The 18306-nt window shown below is 34.9% G+C and carries 19 protein-coding genes; all 19 read right to left on the reverse strand.

Going from position 1 to position 18306, the window contains the following annotated elements; translation table 11 throughout:
• Positions 1–4 precede the first annotated feature (4 nt).
• Positions 5–1450 carry a uroporphyrinogen-III C-methyltransferase gene (gene cobA / locus GMA06_RS02685; protein ID WP_163561605.1) on the reverse strand — a complete coding sequence of 482 codons (1446 nt, stop codon included), beginning with the start codon at positions 1448–1450 and terminating at the stop codon, positions 5–7.
• A 16-nt stretch (positions 1451–1466) separates the two neighbouring features.
• The gene (cobK, locus tag GMA06_RS02690) at positions 1467–2216 is read right to left on the reverse strand and encodes a precorrin-6A reductase (RefSeq protein WP_163545227.1); all 750 of its coding nucleotides are present in this window, start codon (positions 2214–2216) and stop codon (positions 1467–1469) included.
• Entirely contained in the window at positions 2213–2938 is a 726-nt protein-coding gene (gene cobJ, locus GMA06_RS02695) for a precorrin-3B C(17)-methyltransferase (protein ID WP_163545228.1), read from the reverse strand. Before cobJ ends, cobK begins: the two co-directional genes overlap by 4 nt.
• A gap of 28 nt (positions 2939–2966) precedes the next feature.
• Positions 2967–4028 (reverse strand): cobalt-precorrin 5A hydrolase, encoded by a 1062-nt coding sequence (locus tag GMA06_RS02700; RefSeq protein ID WP_163561628.1) that lies wholly within the window; start codon positions 4026–4028, stop codon positions 2967–2969.
• The gene (locus tag GMA06_RS02705) at positions 4018–4791 is read right to left on the reverse strand and encodes a cobalt-precorrin-4 methyltransferase (RefSeq protein ID WP_163545229.1); all 774 of its coding nucleotides are present in this window, start codon (positions 4789–4791) and stop codon (positions 4018–4020) included. The genes GMA06_RS02700 and GMA06_RS02705 overlap by 11 nt, the downstream gene beginning before the upstream one ends.
• 23 nt (positions 4792–4814) lie before the next feature.
• Positions 4815–5405 (reverse strand): decarboxylating cobalt-precorrin-6B (C(15))-methyltransferase, encoded by a 591-nt coding sequence (locus GMA06_RS02710; protein WP_163561606.1) that lies wholly within the window; start codon positions 5403–5405, stop codon positions 4815–4817.
• Complete coding sequence (locus tag GMA06_RS02715) at positions 5395–6009, reverse strand: cobalt-precorrin-7 (C(5))-methyltransferase (protein ID WP_163561607.1); 615 nt, start codon at positions 6007–6009, stop codon at positions 5395–5397. The genes GMA06_RS02710 and GMA06_RS02715 overlap by 11 nt, the downstream gene beginning before the upstream one ends.
• Positions 6000–7124 (reverse strand): cobalt-precorrin-5B (C(1))-methyltransferase CbiD, encoded by a 1125-nt coding sequence (gene cbiD / locus GMA06_RS02720; protein WP_163545232.1) that lies wholly within the window; start codon positions 7122–7124, stop codon positions 6000–6002. The genes GMA06_RS02715 and cbiD overlap by 10 nt, the downstream gene beginning before the upstream one ends.
• Before the next feature lie 27 nt (positions 7125–7151).
• Entirely contained in the window at positions 7152–7835 is a 684-nt protein-coding gene (locus GMA06_RS02725; RefSeq protein ID WP_163545233.1) for a cobalt-precorrin-8 methylmutase, read from the reverse strand.
• Between the two features lie 18 nt (positions 7836–7853).
• Positions 7854–8801: an adenosylcobinamide-phosphate synthase CbiB gene (gene cbiB, locus GMA06_RS02730; RefSeq protein WP_163545284.1), complete on the reverse strand. Its 948-nt coding sequence runs from the start codon at positions 8799–8801 to the stop codon at positions 7854–7856.
• Positions 8801–10165, reverse strand: a complete 1365-nt coding sequence (locus tag GMA06_RS02735; RefSeq protein WP_163561608.1) for a cobyrinate a,c-diamide synthase — start codon at positions 10163–10165, stop codon at positions 8801–8803. Before GMA06_RS02735 ends, cbiB begins: the two co-directional genes overlap by 1 nt.
• Positions 10166–10372: 207 nt before the next feature.
• Complete coding sequence (locus GMA06_RS02740; protein ID WP_163561609.1) at positions 10373–11569, reverse strand: acetate kinase; 1197 nt, start codon at positions 11567–11569, stop codon at positions 10373–10375.
• Positions 11570–11591: 22 nt separating this feature from the next.
• Positions 11592–12416 carry a heme-binding protein gene (locus GMA06_RS02745; protein ID WP_163561610.1) on the reverse strand — a complete coding sequence of 275 codons (825 nt, stop codon included), beginning with the start codon at positions 12414–12416 and terminating at the stop codon, positions 11592–11594.
• 18 nt (positions 12417–12434) lie between these two features.
• Positions 12435–12815, reverse strand: a complete 381-nt coding sequence (locus tag GMA06_RS02750; RefSeq protein ID WP_163545237.1) for a glycerol dehydratase reactivase beta/small subunit family protein — start codon at positions 12813–12815, stop codon at positions 12435–12437.
• A gap of 13 nt (positions 12816–12828) precedes the next feature.
• The gene (locus tag GMA06_RS02755; RefSeq protein ID WP_163545238.1) at positions 12829–14664 is read right to left on the reverse strand and encodes a diol dehydratase reactivase subunit alpha; all 1836 of its coding nucleotides are present in this window, start codon (positions 14662–14664) and stop codon (positions 12829–12831) included.
• Between the two features lie 18 nt (positions 14665–14682).
• Positions 14683–15150, reverse strand: coding sequence for a diol dehydratase small subunit (locus GMA06_RS02760; RefSeq protein WP_163561611.1), 468 nt, complete (start codon positions 15148–15150; stop codon positions 14683–14685).
• A gap of 26 nt (positions 15151–15176) precedes the next feature.
• On the reverse strand, positions 15177–15848 hold the full coding sequence (locus GMA06_RS02765; protein WP_163545240.1) for a propanediol/glycerol family dehydratase medium subunit: 672 nt from the start codon (positions 15846–15848) through the stop codon (positions 15177–15179).
• A gap of 22 nt (positions 15849–15870) precedes the next feature.
• Positions 15871–17532 carry a propanediol/glycerol family dehydratase large subunit gene (locus GMA06_RS02770; protein WP_163545241.1) on the reverse strand — a complete coding sequence of 554 codons (1662 nt, stop codon included), beginning with the start codon at positions 17530–17532 and terminating at the stop codon, positions 15871–15873.
• Between the two features lie 24 nt (positions 17533–17556).
• Positions 17557–18258: a propanediol utilization microcompartment protein PduB gene (pduB, locus tag GMA06_RS02775; RefSeq protein ID WP_163545285.1), complete on the reverse strand. Its 702-nt coding sequence runs from the start codon at positions 18256–18258 to the stop codon at positions 17557–17559.
• Positions 18259–18306: the final 48 nt, after the last annotated feature.

The raw sequence follows: 18306 nt of genomic DNA on the forward strand, positions 1-18306 counted from the left end.
CTCCCTAATTTAAAATACGTTCACATGTTTTGACAATAGATAAAATAGTCGGTTCATCTGTTTCAACAATTGTTGTAAATCCTGCTTTCTCAACCACTTTTCTTGTCATTTCTCCCATAACAATCACTGGTTTTTCTTTTAAAGAAACATCAACTTGTTCACTTACAGCAACCAATGTTTGTGCTGCAACTGAATTTGGTAAACAAATAACATCAAGGTCTTGCCAATTATCAGATAGAACGGCATGATCAAATGTCACATCATGTGTTTCTAAAGCTATAATGTCTTTGAATACTTCAGTCATTGCTTCATGTTTTTCTTTATCAACAAGTGCAATAAATTGTTCTTGTTTATTGTTTAGAGCATCCACTAGCATTGCATCATCAAACTGATTAACAGATAAGTCCACTAAAACACCTGTTTCTTTGACAGCTTTTAATGTATGATGTCCTAATGTATAAATATGTTTGTCTTGTAATGAACGAATATCCTTACCTTGCGATACTAATTCAGTTAAGAAATATTTCCAACTATGTGCGTCTGTGACGAATAAACCATTAACTTTGTCTAAATCAGGTAATGTAAAGTGTTGTTTTAAGAACGTATTTCTTGCTGGGAACGTATAAACACTAGCACCCGCATCTTTTAATAATTTTGGCAATTTACCTGTTTCAGATTGTTGAATTAACACACGTTTACCAAATAAAGCGAGTGCTTCATGGAAATTCAAATCATCTTTAAACGCAACAACTTGACCAATCACAATAACACTTGGTGCTTTAAATTGATGCTCTGATACAAGGGATACAATTGTTTCCAGCGTTCCTTTAATAGAACGTTGTTGTGGGTGTGTTCCCCATTCAACAATACCAACAGGCGTTTCTTTATCAAATCCTCTTGTCACAAGTTCTGTTACAATATTGTTTAAATTTTTCATTCCCATTAAAAAGACGAGTGTTCCTTTTAATTGAGAAATAGCATCCCAGTTCAATGCTTCATTTTCATCTTGTAAATGACCTGTAATTATGTGGAAACTTGTTGCTATATCACGATAAGTAATTGGAATACCTGCGTATGTTAATCCTGCAATAGCAGATGTCACACCTGGTACAACTTCAAAAGGAATACCTGCCTCTTTTAAAGCAATGCCTTCTTCTCCACCTCTACCAAAAACATAAGGATCGCCACTCTTTAAACGGACAACATGTTTTCCTTCTTTTGCTTTTTCGATTAAAATTGCTTCAATATCACGTTGTTTCACACAAGGCATGTTTGGTGCTTTACCAACATCAATTTTTTCACTTGTAGGTTTTACGTGTTGTAGAAGTGCTTGATTGACTAATCTATCATACACAACAACATCTGCTTCTTTTAATCGTCTAAGTCCTTTGACAGTTACTAATTCTTCATCTCCAGGACCTGCTCCTAGTAATGTTACTAATCCAGACATTTTATTCTCCTTTTGATTATTGTTTTACCAAATAATCACGTAATTCATCAATTGTTGATACCATTGCTGGATATTCAACTTTTGGACGTGAAATAACCACACAATCAATACCCAATTCTAAACATGCATCAATCTTGTCACGCACCCCACCAACATCGCCACTTTCTTTTGTGACAAAAACATTGGCATTCGCACGTTTTAATAATTCTTTATTACATTCTTTTGTAAATGGTGCTTTGATAGCATCAATTTGATCGGCTACCATACCGATTTTTTCGCAAGCAAGTAATACCTCTGATGTTGGTAACACACGAGCAATAATGCGTTTATCTGGTAAACCATCAACGAATAAAGGCAATGTTTTACTTCCTGTGCCTAAATAAACGACATGTCCTAAATCTTTGATAACCTCAATCGCCTCTTGTGTTGAATAAACAACAATCGCACCACTTAAATCTGATGTTGCAACACGTTCAAAACGCATATATTTTACACCAGCCATTTCTGCAGCACGCATTGCTTCCCTTGATACAATATCGGCAAATGGATGTGTCGAATCAATGATTTCATCGACATTATTTTCTTTAATAAAAGACACCATATCCTCAGCAGTCAATCTTCCTTGGATAACGGGTTGTCCATATTTAGAAGCTAAATGCTTACCATAGTCGGTTACCACAGATGTGGTAACCGAAATATTTAATTCATTTAATAATCCTAAGATAGCAGTACTATCTGATGTTCCACCAAATAATAACTTCATCATAATGTGTATCCTCTTGGTGTCACCATACGGCCATTTTTAATGTATGTTTCTTTATTTCCAATGATAACAATAGTTGTCATATCTACTAATGACTCATCTAAGTCTTTAATTGTTGTTAAAACATACTCTTCTTTTTTACGACCAATATCTTTACCAATACCAACAATAGTATCTTCAGATTTATATTGAGAAATAATAGATAATGCTTTTGATAAATGATCTGGTCTACCTTTACTTCTTGGGTTGTACAAGCAAATAACAAAATCTCCTTGTGCAGCCGCATGTAGACGTTTTTCAATAATAGGCATTGGTGTCATCAAGTCACTTAAACTAATATGACAGAAGTCATTCATCAATGGAGCACCCATTACCGCAGCAGCACCTAAACTTGCTGTAATACCAGGAACAACTTTTACTTCTAAATCAGAATCTTCACCAATTAATTCTAAAATCAATCCAGCCATACCGTATACACCGGCATCTCCACTTGATACAACACCAACATTTTTACCTGTTTCAATCGCTAAATCAATCGCTTTTTGGCAACGATCGATTTCTTGACGCATACCTGTTGCAACATGCTCTTTATCTTTTACTAAATCACGGATTAAACGCATATATGTTGAATAACCAACAATAATTTCACAATCCTCAATAGCTTGTAATGCCTCACGTGACATCAATTCTTCTTTACCTGGTCCTAAGCCAATAACGTATAACATATTTTTCTCCTTCATATGTGCATCTTTTTTATCTTTGTACTGGATATTTTGCTAAAGCATACGTACATCCGTCTTTTGCAAAGCGATCGGTTAATACTTGACCACCACTTGCAACATCAGCGCTTGCTAAAGCAACACTTCCAACACCCACTGTTTTTTTCACAAATTCAGATTGTGGGTATTTGTCTGCTACGACTAATAATTGTTCTTTTGTAAATGTTTCAAAAGGACATGACAATGTTTTAGCAAGTTCTAAAATGGCATGCTCTTCTTTTTTTACATCAATGCTCACGATTTTAGAAATCTCATTTGGATGAATGCCTTCTTGCTGACAGAATAGATGAAATCCTTGTGCAAAAACATCTGCAGCTACATCTTTTCTAGCACCAACACCTAAAATATATGGTTTAGGATAAATAACGGCTACATCATCTCTAAAAACATCCATCTGTTCTGTTGTCATCACAATAATAGGATCGCTTCCTTGTAACACATTTTCTAAATCATCTTTTCCAATGACTGTTAGACCACGAAAATCACTAACCCATGGTTTTTCCTGATAGAAATAAACGGTTTTTTTACTACCTAAATAACTATTAAACGGTTTAATGAATGGACGTAATTCACTACGCCAACCATTAACAGATTGGGCTAAAGTATCTAATGCTGCCACATTTTGAACATCAGTTGCTGTTGTAATCACCGGATTACCACCTAATAATTCAGCAATTTGTGTAGCAATCGTATTTGCTCCTCCTAAATGCCCACTTAATAAGCTGATGACATTTGTTGCTTTTTCATCCATAACAATAACAGCTGGATCGGCTGCTTTATCAGCAACTACTGGTGCAATAGAACGCACGACAATACCTGTCGCCATAATACAAATTAATACATCAACTTCTGTAAAAAGTGTTGCGATAGCTTTAACAGGACTTCCTTGTAGAGCAACCGTTCTTTCATCAGAAATTTTAGGCATTGTATATACCGTACTTTTTTTATCTAATTTTTCTTGTAATGTGAGTGCGGTTTTTTTTCCAACCTCTGTTAAAGCAACAATAGCATAGGTTGATTGATGATTATTTTGCATGGCTACTTTTCCCGTGACGGAATTCATGTTCAAATTCCTCATGATATAGTTTTGAATAATAGAATTCTTCTCCTAGGAAATCACCAACTAAAATCAAAGCTGTTTTTGTAATACCTGCTTCTTTTACTTTGTCTGCTATTGTTTCTAATGTACCAAATACTTTTCTTTCCTCAGGCCATGTTGCTTTGTAAATAACAGCTGCCGGTGTCGTTACTGGATACCCACCTTCTACTAATTCTTCAACAACTTTTTCAACACCATGAATAGATAAGAAAATCGCCATAGATGTTCTGTGTTGTGCAAAACTTCTTAATGATTCACGATCTGGTACTGGTGTTCTACCTGCCATACGTGTAATGATGACACTTTGTGATACTTCTGGTACTGTATATTCAGTTCCAATACTTGAGGCTGCTCCTAAGAATGAGCTAACACCTGGTGTGCAATCAAATTCAATACCACGTTTTTTCATTTCTTCTGTTTGTTCACGAATAGAACCATAAATAGAAAAATCTCCTGTTTGTAAGCGCACAACATCTTTTCCTGCTTTAACACCTGCTTCCATGACATCAATGATTTCCATTAAATGCATGCTCGCACTATCATAAATTTCTGCGCCTTCTTTACAGTATTCTAATAATGCTGGATTAACTAATGAACCGGCATAAATAACAATATCCGCTTGTGATAATTGTTTATATCCTTTTAATGTGATTAAATCCACATCTCCTGGTCCTGCACCAACAAAATGTACTTTTGACATAGTTTTTCTCCTCTTTAATCCGTTTATGCTTGTGCACTCTCTTGTGCTTCTTGATTTTCTAATGCCTTTTCACACGATACGATAATCGTTGGATTTTGTGGTTTAAAATAATGGCCTTTGCCTAAACCTGTCCAACGACCTGCTTGAATACTTGTTACTTCCAATTCTTGCCAGTCCATTTCTTCAGCGATTTCTGCTGCTTCAATGGCATTTTCTAATAAGATAAAGTTTAAGACTAAACGTCCACCCGGCACGAGTAATTCATGACACCAGTCAAAAATTTCACGCATATTGCCACCTGTACCACCTACAAAAATAGCATCAAACTGCCCTTCTAATGAGATAGGGGCAAGCCCTTCATGTAAGGTAACATTTTTACAGTTGAATTTTTCAATATTTTCTAATGTTAATGCTACGGCATCTGGATTTCTTTCAATGGCAACAACATCTAACTCTGGATATATATGTGCTGCTTGAATAGTCACGCTTCCTGTACCTGAACCAACATCTAGCATTCTTTTTGCACGGTGTAATTGTAATTTATCTATGCTAATAGCTCGAATTTCTTCTTTTGTCATAGGTACTTTTGTACGAATAAATTCATTATCTCTCATCCATGATCACCACCACATTCATTTTATATTCTCTATCTTCAACATCTTGTGCAAGACATGATGTTATTTTTTCATCGTCATAACTTAAATTTTCACCTATAATCACACGTTTGTTTAAACCACGTTGTACAGCTTCTTGAGCAATTTGATACGGACCAACATGATCATCTGTAACCATAAACACTTTTGATAAACTCATAATCAAATCAAAATTAGGGATTTTGGCATGACTACTTGTCAAATAGGCATCATTCATTGGAATAAATGCTTTACTTGCCAAATATTGCATAGCACTAACACCTGGCATAATTTCTACTTGACCTTTAAATTTCTCGGATAACCATTTTCCTAATCCATAAATTAGAGGATCTCCTGAAGCTAAATACACAAGTGTTTTATCTTCATCATAACTACGTAATAATTCTTCTAAAGCCAATAATTTTTTAGGAGGTACAACACCTTTGTGTGCATATTCTTCAGGTAAAATTTCTAAATGACGATCACTTCCAATAATGTAATCAGCCTTTTTAAATAAATCTTCATGTCCTAATAATCCATAACGTGTATCTCCAGGACCTATACCAATGACATAAATCATACCCATTCCTCCTTAATATCTTCTAATGGTTTTGTTGATGCTAAATAGCCTGTATCAGAAGAAAAAATCACAACATCCACTTCGACTTTTGGTTCTTTATATTTTAATAAACGTTCACTGCGTCCTTTAATTTTATCGGCAATCACTTGATACACATGCGTATATCCATATCTTTCTATAGCTTCACCTGCTGATTCTGTCGTTAAACATTTATCAACTTCTTGTAATAACTCGATTGGTGCACCTAATAATGCTAAATTAGCAATCAATGTTTCCATACGTGCATCAGCATCTTTACTATGCGTTGAGAAAATACCTGCTGCAACTTTTACAAGTTTGCCCATATGCCCAATCATCAATACTTTTGTAAAGCCAATACGTTGTACTTCTTTTAGAACATGCCCAATAAAATTACTCATATTCACAATACGTTCTTTATTAATACCAATTGTACCTGTCGCAAAATCTTCACCATAATTTCCCGGTGCTAGAACAACACTTGTTGCGCCTGTTTTATACAGCATTGTTAATTCCACTGTAATAGCTGCTTTCCAACTATCTTCTGACATTGGATTAACAATCCCTGTTGTTCCTAAAATAGAAATACCGCCAACAATACCTAATCTTGGATTGTACGTTAATAAAGCACGTTTTTCACCTTCTGGTGCCCAAATAACAATTTTTGCACCACAGTTTTCACCAATAATCTCCCTTGCTGCTTCTTCTATGACACGTCTTGGTGTTGGATTGATAGCAGCTTCTCCAACGCTGATTGCCAAACCTTTTTTAGTCACTCGACCAACACCTTCACCACCATCAATGATAATCTCTTTTTGGTCTGGTAATAAAGTAACAGTTGAGTAAATCAACATACCATGTGTTGCGTCTGCATCATCACCACCGTCTTTTTCAACGGCTGCTGTTGCTGTGTTTTCTCCAAAGGATTGATCGTGTAAAGACACGGTTACTTTTACACCAGAAGCTGTATGAACCGTTACTTTATCTTCAATTTCTTGATTGTATATCATATAAAGGGCAGCAACCGTTGCAGCTGTTGCACACGTTCCTGTTGTATACCCTTTTTTTAATTTCTTACCATTAACGTAAGCATACTCTTCCACTTTGATAAAGCCTTCTTTCTAAAACTACTAGTCTTTCTTGTCTGGTGTATAGTAGCGTTGATAGTCTTCTGTTTTATATTGTAATTGATATAAAATCGCATTGATAATGGCTGCCGCAACATTGCTTCCACCTTTTCTACCTAAAGCTGAAATAGCTGGAATATCACTGTCGTGTAATGCTTGTTTAGATTCAGCAGCACCAACAAATCCTACTGGTACACCAACAACAGCATCAGCAACAAGTTTACCTTCATTAACCATATCAATCACTTTATAAACAGCCGTTGGTGCATTTCCTAATACAAAGACTTTTGGCCCTTCAACTGTAGCAGCATATTCAATAGCTGCCATTGAACGTGTAATACCATGTTCTTTTGCATATTTCGCAACATTTTCATCGTTGACTAAGCAGCTGTATTTCACGCCTAATTCATCTAAAATACGTTTGTTAATACCGCTTAATGCCATATTTGTATCTGTGAAAATCGTTCCTTTTTCTTCTAAAGCACGAATAATATTTTGAACGCCATCATTTGAAAATTTTAAATTATATAAATAATCAAAGTCAGCAGATGTATGGATAGCACGTTTTATAATACTTTCTTCCATACCATCTTTAAATGTATATCCTGCATGTTCTTCGTCAATAATAGATTGAATAATTTGGAAGCTTTTTGCTTCGATTGAACTTGGGTCTTTAATATAACTCATTTTGTTAATCTCCTAATGTTAAAAAATATAGATTGATAATGCCGTTACTGTAAATAACATTAAAGCAAGTGCATTACTGATAAATAATAATTGTATGGTTGATAAAATATCTTGATTGTCGACTTCTCTTTGTTTTTCTCCAATCATTGGTTTTTCAATGACTTGTCCATGATATACATGTGTTCCGCCTAATTGGATGCCTAAAGCACCTGCAACAACAGATTCTGGAAAAGCACTATTTGGGCTGGCATGTTGATAACGATCTCTAATGCCAATCATTATTGCTTGCTTCACATTTAATTGACACACAACACTGGCAAGCATAAGCAAAAGCCATGTCAAACGTGCCGGTATTAAATTGACAATATCATCTATTTTGGCAGATACAAATCCCATTTGTTTGTATTTTTCTGTTTTGTATCCCACCATAGAATCTAATGTGTTAATGGCTTTATAAATCATTGCCAATACCGGTCCGCCAATAAATAGGCAAAGAAGTGGTCCTATAACACCGTCACTCGTATTTTCTGCCACTGTTTCAATGGTAGCATTTCGAATTTCTTCTTTCGTTAATTCAGTTGTATCTCTTCCAACAATCATACCAACTTGATATCGTGCTTCTTCAATCGTTCCATAAACCAATGTTCGATAAACTTTCATTGCTTCAAAAGCAAGACTTTTAGCAGCTAGTGTCGTATAAGCCAAATATGTCCACACTATCCAATAAACAATACTATGTAATTGCTGTACACTCCATAGAACACCATAACTTATACCTCCGGTTAACGATACGGTTGTTATCCATAAAAGTGCCCCAAATAAATAGCCATTTAATTTCCATTTTTCTTGTTGTTTTAAACAAAAATAAATGTAGTTACCAATCCATTTAATTGGATGTGGCCAATGATATGGATCTCCAATTAACCAGTCCAATATGACTGCAATAAAAATTGATATAATGGCAATCATTTGTTCATTGCCTCTTTCACATCATCTAACCAATTAAACAATAATTCTTCATTTTGGTAGAAATGAACATGTAGATAACTTGCAAATGTACGACGTACTTTGTAGCCACCATCCCAACGAGAAACAACTTCTCCATCACGTGTTTTTTCCATATCTAAAACAGTTGGTTCATTTGTTTCAAATGTTGAATGATGAAATTCGTGTCCACGTACTTGTGTACCCGCTTTTCCAAATAAGCTATCTACTTTCGTTGTTGCTTGGCAATAGCCGAATTTTTTAAGTCTTGGTGTCATGACGCTTTTTCCGTCAAATACACCAACCATATCAAATATTTGACCGTCTGTTTCTAAATATTTACCTAAATACATCAACCCACCGCATTCAGCATAGATAGGGGCACCATTTATAGAGGCTTGATAAACAGACTGTCTAAAGGATTGATTTTCTGCCAATTCTTTTGCATAAATTTCAGGAAATCCTCCACCAAAATAATACACATCTGCTTTAGGAAGGCTTTTATCTTTTAATGGGCTGAATGGAATAAGTTCCACACCTAAATCTTTTAACAGATCAAGATTATCTTCATAGTAAAAATGAAAAGCATCGTCTAAAGCATAAGCCATTTTTAAACCAGTATAATCTTTTGTTTTAAAAGGGCTTACTTGTTCTACTCTAGGTAAATCAGCAATTTCTAACAATCTATCTAATTGGATATATTGTTCTGCTAATTCACCTAATGTATCAAATGTTTTATCTAAATTTTCCATTTCAACATCTGGAATTAATCCAAGATGTCTTGATGGTAATTCAACATTGATGTTTTTAGGGAAATACCCTAAGACTTCAACATTTGTATAACGCTCAATAGCACCTTTGATCAGTTCGTAGTGATTTTGAGAGGCCACACGATTGATAATGACACCTGCGATATTGACATCTTTATCAAAAGAAGCAAAACCGTGTACAATGGCTGCTGCAGACGTTGAAGTCGCTTTTCCGTCTACAATTAAAATAACGGGCACACCCATTTTTTTAGCAATTTCAGCCGATGAAGCACAATCTTTATCAGTGCCTAAACCGTCATAAAATCCCATAACCCCTTCAATGACAGCAACATCTGCTTGTTGATGCCATTTAGAATAAGACCATTTCAAGCGATCTTCATCTGGAATCATGAAACTATCCAAATTGCGTGAAGGTCGTTTGGCAATACGTGTATGATAGGCTGTATCAATATAATCTGGTCCGACTTTATAAGGTTGAACGACTAAGTTTCTATTTGCTAAAGCTTTTAGAATACCTAGTGTAATGGTCGTTTTTCCAACACCACTTGATACACCTGCTAACATAAATTGTTTCATGCAATCAGTCCTTATGTTTTTTTGTTCACAACGCAAAAATACTCTTTTTAAAAAATAAAAAGAGCCACAAAAAACATTTTCTATCTGTTTCTTGTAGCTCCATTGCTAACATAAAAAATCGAGTACACATCGTCGTGTCGAATAAATTCTACTACAAAATGTTCAAACTGTCAAAAGAATGTAAGCATTTTAGTTTAATAAATTAGATTATTTATCCACATTGCATAATAATGCATAAGTATCTTTCACAATCATTAGTTCTTCATTTGTTGGTACTATCGCAATTTTTACTTTTGATTTTGCAGCGTGAATAAATAATTTATTTTTTTCATTCGCCACTTTATCTACAAAAATAGAAAAGCAAGCTAATTTTTGAATGATTTTTTCACGAATATAGGCTGCATTTTCTCCAATACCAGCTGTAAAAGAAATCACATCTACTCCACCTAAGTCAACAATATAGCTAGCAATCGTTTGTGCAATACGATTCGTAAACATCTCAATAGCTAAACAAGCTTGTTCATCTCCTTGTTCGACCAATGCTAAAATATCACGTATATCGTTTGACACAGTAGAAATACCTAATAAACCTGATTGTTGATTAAGCATCTGTAACATATCTTGTGGTGTCATATTGGTTTTTTCTTGTAAAAACGGTAGAATACTAACATCAATATCACCACTTCTACTACCCATCATTACACCAGCTAGTGGTGTAAATCCCATGGACGTATTCACAGATTTACCATCTTTTATAGCACATAAACTACATCCATTACCTAAATGGCAATTTATCACTTTTAAAGGCACTGTTTTATACGCCTTTTGTTGTTTTAATACTTGATAAATATATTGATGACTGGTTCCATGAAACCCATATTTACGAATGCTAAAATCTTTATAGTACTCATATGGAATAGGATATAAAAAATGTTCCTTTTCCAATGTTTGATGAAATGCTGTATCAAAAACAGCTACTTGAAGTGAATTAGGCAACAACTCACGACAAATACGAATACCCTTGGCATTTACTGGGTTATGACTAGGTGCTAAAGCACCTAAAGCTTCTATTTCTTCTAACGCTCGATCATCAACAATAGCTGAGGCTTTGAAAAACTCTCCACCATGTGCAACTCGATGTCCAATTCCACTTATTTCAGATAAATTGTCAACAATACCCAATTTTATCATCAACTGTAACAAACAACTAATCGCATCTTGATGTGTATTAAAAGTATGTTCTTCTTTAAATACTTGATTGTCATACGTCAAAGTCAAACTAGAATGTTCTTGTCCGATTTTTTCAAACAAACATTTCATAATAAGTTTTTCTTCCGGCATCTCAAATAACTGGCATTTTAAAGAAGAACTCCCAGCATTTATGGCACATATTTTTTTCGTCATATTCTCTCCTCCAACGTTATGATTACTCTGTATACAAATAAGTTAACACTTTCTCTGCAATATATTGGTCTTGCTCCAATGAACCACCGCTAATTCCTAATCCACCAATTAGCAGACCATTTGAATAAATAGGTTCTCCCCCCGCTAAACTAACAAGCGTATTATCAGACATCGTTTCTAATTGATATAAAGGTTCTCCTATTTTTGTTAACTGTGCTAACTGTCTTGTTGGCATTTTCATCGCAACGGCTGAATATGCTTTTTTATAAGCCATTTCTTGACTGACTAAAAGAGCATTTTCCATACAATATGTTAAAATCACATGTCCATGTGCATCCACTAAACTAAAAACAATCAATACACCTAATTCATGCGCAACCTCAATACTCTTACGTAATAGCCCAGTCGCTTTTTCATGCAAATCAATACTTTGTCTTGTTTGTGTATGACAAACTTCTTGCAATACTTTTTCATAAATATGCTCTTGATAATCTATTTTTTCAGACAACACCGCAACTTCATAAACTTTTTGTATATAATCACACAAATCATTCGATATATCGTCTTTATAGTCATGTACTAAGATTTCCACAAGTTCTTTTATCATCAAGAGCGTTTCACCTGATACAGTTATCTCTTGCCAGCAATTTGCCGATAACTCTGAATGAATCTTATGCAAATAAGCAGCATCACTGGCAGAAACAACATTATCAATCGTGACATTTTGCAAAGTAGATGCAATTTTTTTCAAACTTATTTTTCCAAACGACGTATGCACTTCATCGCATAATTGATTAAAACAAATCACCAATAGCTTCAAAAGTTGCTTACTTTTTAAGTTATTCATATTGTCATCTCCTTTACGTTAAAATGATTTTTCAAAAACACTTGATACAATAAAAGGTTCACCTTTTACTAATTTTGCTGCATTACTTCCTAAAATTCTCAACTCTCGAGGCGTTGTTTCTTGTTTTCGATTTAACCGATACAAAAAGCGCTCTGTTGGTAAATGTTTATAATGCAGAACAAATTCTGTTGCTGTTCCACCAATACCGACTAATAAATCAGATTCTAAAGCAGCTTGATAGCTCAATGTCACAGCATTATGATTCGATGATTTATAAGCAACGGAAAAAGGAATGCCCTCTTCTTCAATGCCATAACAAATCTCTTGAATATCTTTTTCATCAATTTTATCATCAAGCCAAATATTGATTGTGGGTTTTTTCTGTGCATAAATACTCATCAATATCACCCTCTCATTTTTTCATCAATTCTTTGGCATACGCTAGAACAAGACCTGTTGCTACAGCATTTCTTGGACCACAGATACCTCTAACATTACCTCGTCCAGCAACAATAGCATAATGTGATAAAGCATCTGTTACAAATTGAGGAATTTCAAAATCAAGGGCTGAGCCCCCTACAATAACAACAAATGGAATATCTCGAATACTGCTTGTTGGACTTACTGTTTTTAACGCACGAATAGTATTTGTTACAAAAACTCTTTGTTTAGCGCTTTGTCTAACTAGCTTAATTTTCTCAATAGATACATCATCTTGCATCAATGGTACAAACTCTTTATTATCTTTTACAATAATCACACGTGCAAATAAATCTGCTGATAACGGATGTTCAAAAAATTCAACAGTACCGTCCTCATGACGTATATGGAATAAACTTTCCACTTTTGCTAATGGATATTTTTTAATGTCTTCAGCTAAATGCTTATTATTTAAACCTAGTTCTGAATTAATAAGCATTGTTACCATATCACCTGCACCGGCTAAATGCACCGATACCATTTCTTCTTTTTCATTGATAATAGACGCATCAGTTGACCCTGCTCCTAAATCTAAGATAGCTAATGGTTTATTTGTTCCTGGTGTCGTTAATGCCCCTAAAATCGCAGATTCTGCTTCTAATCCACCAATATCTACTGGGATTTTTAACGTATCGGATACTTCACGTGCAATCAAAGACATCTGTAACTTGTCAGACTCAACCATTGAAGCAATACCGACAGCTTGCTCCATTGAAAATTCTCCTGCTAAACCGCCTTTAACATCAATTGGTACAACTGTATCAACTGCTAAAATATCTTTAATATAAATATCTTGAGAATTTTTCCCAGTCAATTCAGACATTGTTTGTCGAACTTTTTCTAACATACCACCAACATTTGTCCCAGATTCTCCAGTGACGTTTTTAATCGTACCTACTTCGACAATATGTTCCATGATACATTGTGCACCTTTAGATACATTCACTTGAGAATTGCGATGTTCTCCAATAATCTGAATATTTCCCGCTGGAATAACTCTTGATTGAACATCTCCTTCAGGTGTTTTAATAACAACTGCTGAACGATTCCCAATCAATGCTCTTGCGATCGGTACAATATGTTTTGTTTCTTCTGAGTTCAACTGAAAAACCGTTGCAATCCCATAAGGGTTTGATAACTCAGAAATAACTTTTCCTTTTTCAACAACTTCTAGTGCAGCAAGCATACCAACAGGCACTTTATCAATAAACGCAATTTCATCAACAATTGGTATTTTTTTATGCAAACGATTATTCACTAAAACACCATCATCTGCTTGTAAAACAGCCCCAACAATCGAATACCCACGTTTCACGTATGCATTGATTAGTTCAGACACCATATCAAAGTCAATTTCTTTTTGTGCAATAACAATATAATCTTTATCCATTGGTTTGGAAATCAAATCGACAATGTTCACTGTTTCACCGACACCTAGCCCAATTCCTCCAGGAGTTCTTGGATTATGTCCAATCATACTTGATTCAGTGATAATCGTTTCCGTAATGGTTTCCATTGCCACATCACCAATAACTGGAGTAGCTTCATTGATACGAATTAAATCAATATCTTCTAAAGTATATGGTGTATCTTTTAATACTTTTTCAATGGATTGATAAATACCATGAACATTGTCAACTGTTCCTTTGATACCTGTTGTATCAGAAATTCCGTAAGAAACAAACCGTACGACTCCTGTGTCATCAACAGTCGCTAAAGCTGATTCCGTTGATGAATTACCAATATCAATACCGATAACTGTTTTCATACGTTTTCTCCTAACTGACTAATTATCGCCTTTTAATTTTTTACGACGTTCATAATGTAAAGCTGCCTCTTTCACAAAACCTGCACAAATAGGTGCATCATATTTTGTTTCTAATTCAGTAGCAATCGCCAATAATTCTTCTTTTGATGAACGATATGGACGAAGTGCATTATACATTTCCAATACACGTTCATCTGGAACTCTTACTAATTCAGCGGCTCTTAAAAAATTATTTTTAATCGTTGGACGTCCGCCAGCTGTAGCAATATCCCCTTGTTTTTTTAAAATATCAGAAGAAATTCTTAACTCTTTTGCTGTAATTGTATCATTTAAAACATTTTCCAATGTAATATCTGCATACGTTTTATCTTTTCCAATTTTTATCCAATCTGGATGTTTTTGTGCAATAGGATAATCCTCTACTCCAACTTCTTCACTCTGAACATTGTCCAATAATTTTTTTAATAATGTATCAATTTCTGACATGTTTCTTTGCTCCTTTTCTTTTTTTATTAAAGTAGCTCACATTCTTCTGCTGCTTTCCCTTTAACGACACATTTTGTATCTTTAATATGTAGCAATGCAGAATATGCTTGATATTTTGGTCGTGCCATTTGATCATTTAATGTAGGCACAGGATTAGGTGTTTCACCTTTTGCATATTTCGCAGCATTTTTACCAATTAAACGATATGTTTCAGCTGTTAATAATGGCGCTTGTGGGAATAACTCCAAATTGCTTAAAGGTGGTAAATCACGCTGATGAATAACCGTTGTTCCTTTAGATTGTATACCAATAGAAATACCAGAACCTGATAAGTGATCTCCTTCAACAGCCACAAAAGCAACGTCTGATGAACGATAAACACGTACAATTCTTGCTTTTAATCCTTCCTCTTCAATACCAGCAATAACTTGTCTTAATACTTCTTTATGAGGAATATCTACCATTGTTTTTGTTTGTGCACGTCCAAAAGAAGGACTTACAGCAATCACAACTTCATCAACAGAATGACTTGGTTGTGCTGTTCCAATGGTTCTTAACACTGTATCTTCATAACGTACTTGTGCCGGTTTTTCTGGTGTTTTTACAACATCTTGTTTTTGATTAGCCTGTTCTTTTAATACATCTTGTAAAATATCACGAATAACAGATTTTAATAAGGCTTCATTTACCTCTACCATATCTTTTTCCTCCTATTTTTCCTTAAATATCACGTGGATCAATGGCATTTGGAATATTTTTAACTTTTTCCCACTCTTCTCCAACTAAACGATGTCCTGTTCCAACACCAACATAATCATTTGGACAGTTAATTGCAGAAATAACTTGCCATTTACTATCAAAAATAGCAGATGTTTGTAAAAAGTCACCGGCTGTTTTTTGTCTAAATAAGTTCAAAATTTCTTCAGCAATATCGCTAAAGCCATTTTTTGCCAATGCTTTAATTAAATCAATACCTGTTAAACCGCGTTCTAATAAATTAACAGCGGCTTTAATATCCTCAACTTTATCACGTGCAGGCATATCTAAAGAACCATGTGCATAAGTTGCTGCTTCCACTTCTTCATCTGTAATTTTTGGTAAGCCTAACCCTTTAAATAGTGCTTGCATCACTCTAGCTGCTTTATGTCTTACTTTAACAACATCTTCTTCTTTAACTGGTCTTAATCCACCGTCTACTTTTAAGTCACGTTGTAAAATATTATAATCATCGAAGTCTTCTGCATCCCAGTTAGAACCAGCAAACATATTGTCATAGTTTGGTACAGAAGAATATCCAGAGTTAATAAAATCTGTTCCTGGTGCAAATTGCATCAATGTACGAATAGAACGTCTTAAATCTGAATGTGTAAATGTTTGGTCATTAGAAGATGCACATTCTAAATCAAGCATTGTAGCAATTAGGTTTTCTGCTAATACCGCACGAATACCAGACGGTACTGCTGCTGGTACCCCAATACAAGATACAGAACCATTTTGAATACCTTGTACTCCAGCACCTTTTGTAATATATAAGCAACGTGCTTCTAAGTACAACATTGATTTTCCTTCTGCTTGTCCCATTTGCACTTCTGAACCTGTACCAGATGTAAATCTCATTTTCAATCCACGAGAAGCGTAAGCTGATGCTAAAAAGGCTTTAGACCAAGGTGTATCATCTCCGTCAGTAAAGACATCTTCTGTTCCATATACAGAAATTGTTTCTGCATAAGCTGTAAATCCACGCATTCCTAAATCTAATTCTGTTGCTTCTTCAAGGGCACATTGTGTTAGTACACCAGGACGACCAACTTGTGAACCGATCATAATCCCAATAGCATTAAATGGTGCATAACGTGCAACGGCAACAGTTGTTTCTTGTTCTGCAAATCCACGATAAGCAGCTTCAGCAGCATCTGCTGCAATTTGAACAGGATTATCATTCACATTTGTTACGTGAGATTGTGTAGCCGTTGGTTTTCTTGTACGCATTTTTTGCATTGCCATCATCATTTCAACAACGTTCATATGACTAACCACTTCAACAATTTTGGCAGGTGTCATTGCTGTTGTTAATGGTACAATCTCTTCTCTTGGAACACTTGGTGTTAATATTTTATTGGCAATATCTCTAGAATCCATACGCATAACTTCTTCGGCTCTTGTCAAATCAATACCGTATGTCGCAATGAATTGGTCAATCAAGTCAAAATCTGCTTGTTTTTTGCCGTCTAATTCGACAACAACACCATTTTCAATTTTTATGCTTGGAATAGGATCATTTGGACTTTCCATTGCAATAAGTCCTTCTTCTATCCACTCAGTCACAAAACCATCTTTATTGATAGGTCTATTTCTTAATGCTTCAAATCTTTTTGATTTCATGATTTTTCTCCTATGCTCATTTTATTAAATATATGACGGTTGAGAATTTGTTGGTTCATCTCCCAATGTACCTAATAATGTTTTACCAACTTCTCTTGCTGAAATAACTGCTTGACGAACAGCTCCAGAATCTCCACTAATAAATAGGATAACTTCGTTTGAAAAACTTGTGCCATCACTAGGAGATGCATAACCAATGACATCAACATTTGCAGCTTTAACAGCTGTATCAGCCATAACAACACCGATCGCTGCAGGTGCTCCAACAATTAAACCAAATGCTTTTCCAATAGGTGCACCAAATGCTTTTTCACACGCTTGACTAGAACGAGCTGTGTATTGTAATTCAATATGTCCTGCATCATTTCCATACACATCACCAAATGTACGTGTCACTTCTTGTAATGTTACTTCAACCGCTCTTTTCACATCAGATACATCGTCGCCACCAAAAATAATTAAATTTCCGTGACCTGCTCCACCTTTTGTATCACGTGCTAATTCAATTTTCACGATTTCTGTATTTGTTGCTTTAACGGCTTCATCTGCTGCTAAAATATGAGGACCTGCACCCGTTCTAGCACCAATAACACCGATAGAACGATATTTTTTCTCCAATTTCATAGCATCTAAAATTTGTTGATCTACATTTGCAATGACTAGACCTATTGTTTCTCCAATAGGATTTACTCCTACAAATTCTGTAATATTTGCTCTTGCATGCATGTTTTTTCCTCCTAATTTTTCTAAATAATCAAGTGATATAATATTGAC

It is taken from the genome of Granulicatella sp. zg-84, assembly GCF_010892375.1.
Classification (GTDB): Bacteria; Bacillota; Bacilli; order Lactobacillales; family Aerococcaceae; genus WM01.

Coding starts and splice junctions, on each gene's coding strand:
- cobA (WP_163561605.1), bottom strand. CDS start 1,450: ATGTCTGGATTAGTAACATTACTAGGAGCAGGTCCTGGAGATGAAGAA.
- cobK (WP_163545227.1), bottom strand. CDS start 2,216: ATGATGAAGTTATTATTTGGTGGAACATCAGATAGTACTGCTATCTTA.
- cobJ (WP_163545228.1), bottom strand. CDS start 2,938: ATGTTATACGTTATTGGCTTAGGACCAGGTAAAGAAGAATTGATGTCA.
- GMA06_RS02700 (WP_163561628.1), bottom strand. CDS start 4,028: ATGCAAAATAATCATCAATCAACCTATGCTATTGTTGCTTTAACAGAG.
- GMA06_RS02705 (WP_163545229.1), bottom strand. CDS start 4,791: ATGTCAAAAGTACATTTTGTTGGTGCAGGACCAGGAGATGTGGATTTA.
- GMA06_RS02710 (WP_163561606.1), bottom strand. CDS start 5,405: ATGAGAGATAATGAATTTATTCGTACAAAAGTACCTATGACAAAAGAA.
- GMA06_RS02715 (WP_163561607.1), bottom strand. CDS start 6,009: ATGGGTATGATTTATGTCATTGGTATAGGTCCTGGAGATACACGTTAT.
- GMA06_RS02725 (WP_163545233.1), bottom strand. CDS start 7,835: ATGAGTTATATTAAAGACCCAAGTTCAATCGAAGCAAAAAGCTTCCAA.
- GMA06_RS02735 (WP_163561608.1), bottom strand. CDS start 10,165: ATGAAACAATTTATGTTAGCAGGTGTATCAAGTGGTGTTGGAAAAACG.
- GMA06_RS02740 (WP_163561609.1), bottom strand. CDS start 11,569: ATGACGAAAAAAATATGTGCCATAAATGCTGGGAGTTCTTCTTTAAAA.
- GMA06_RS02745 (WP_163561610.1), bottom strand. CDS start 12,416: ATGAATAACTTAAAAAGTAAGCAACTTTTGAAGCTATTGGTGATTTGT.
- GMA06_RS02750 (WP_163545237.1), bottom strand. CDS start 12,815: ATGAGTATTTATGCACAGAAAAAACCCACAATCAATATTTGGCTTGAT.
- GMA06_RS02755 (WP_163545238.1), bottom strand. CDS start 14,664: ATGAAAACAGTTATCGGTATTGATATTGGTAATTCATCAACGGAATCA.
- GMA06_RS02760 (WP_163561611.1), bottom strand. CDS start 15,150: ATGTCAGAAATTGATACATTATTAAAAAAATTATTGGACAATGTTCAG.
- GMA06_RS02765 (WP_163545240.1), bottom strand. CDS start 15,848: ATGGTAGAGGTAAATGAAGCCTTATTAAAATCTGTTATTCGTGATATT.
- GMA06_RS02770 (WP_163545241.1), bottom strand. CDS start 17,532: ATGAAATCAAAAAGATTTGAAGCATTAAGAAATAGACCTATCAATAAA.
- pduB (WP_163545285.1), bottom strand. CDS start 18,258: ATGCATGCAAGAGCAAATATTACAGAATTTGTAGGAGTAAATCCTATT.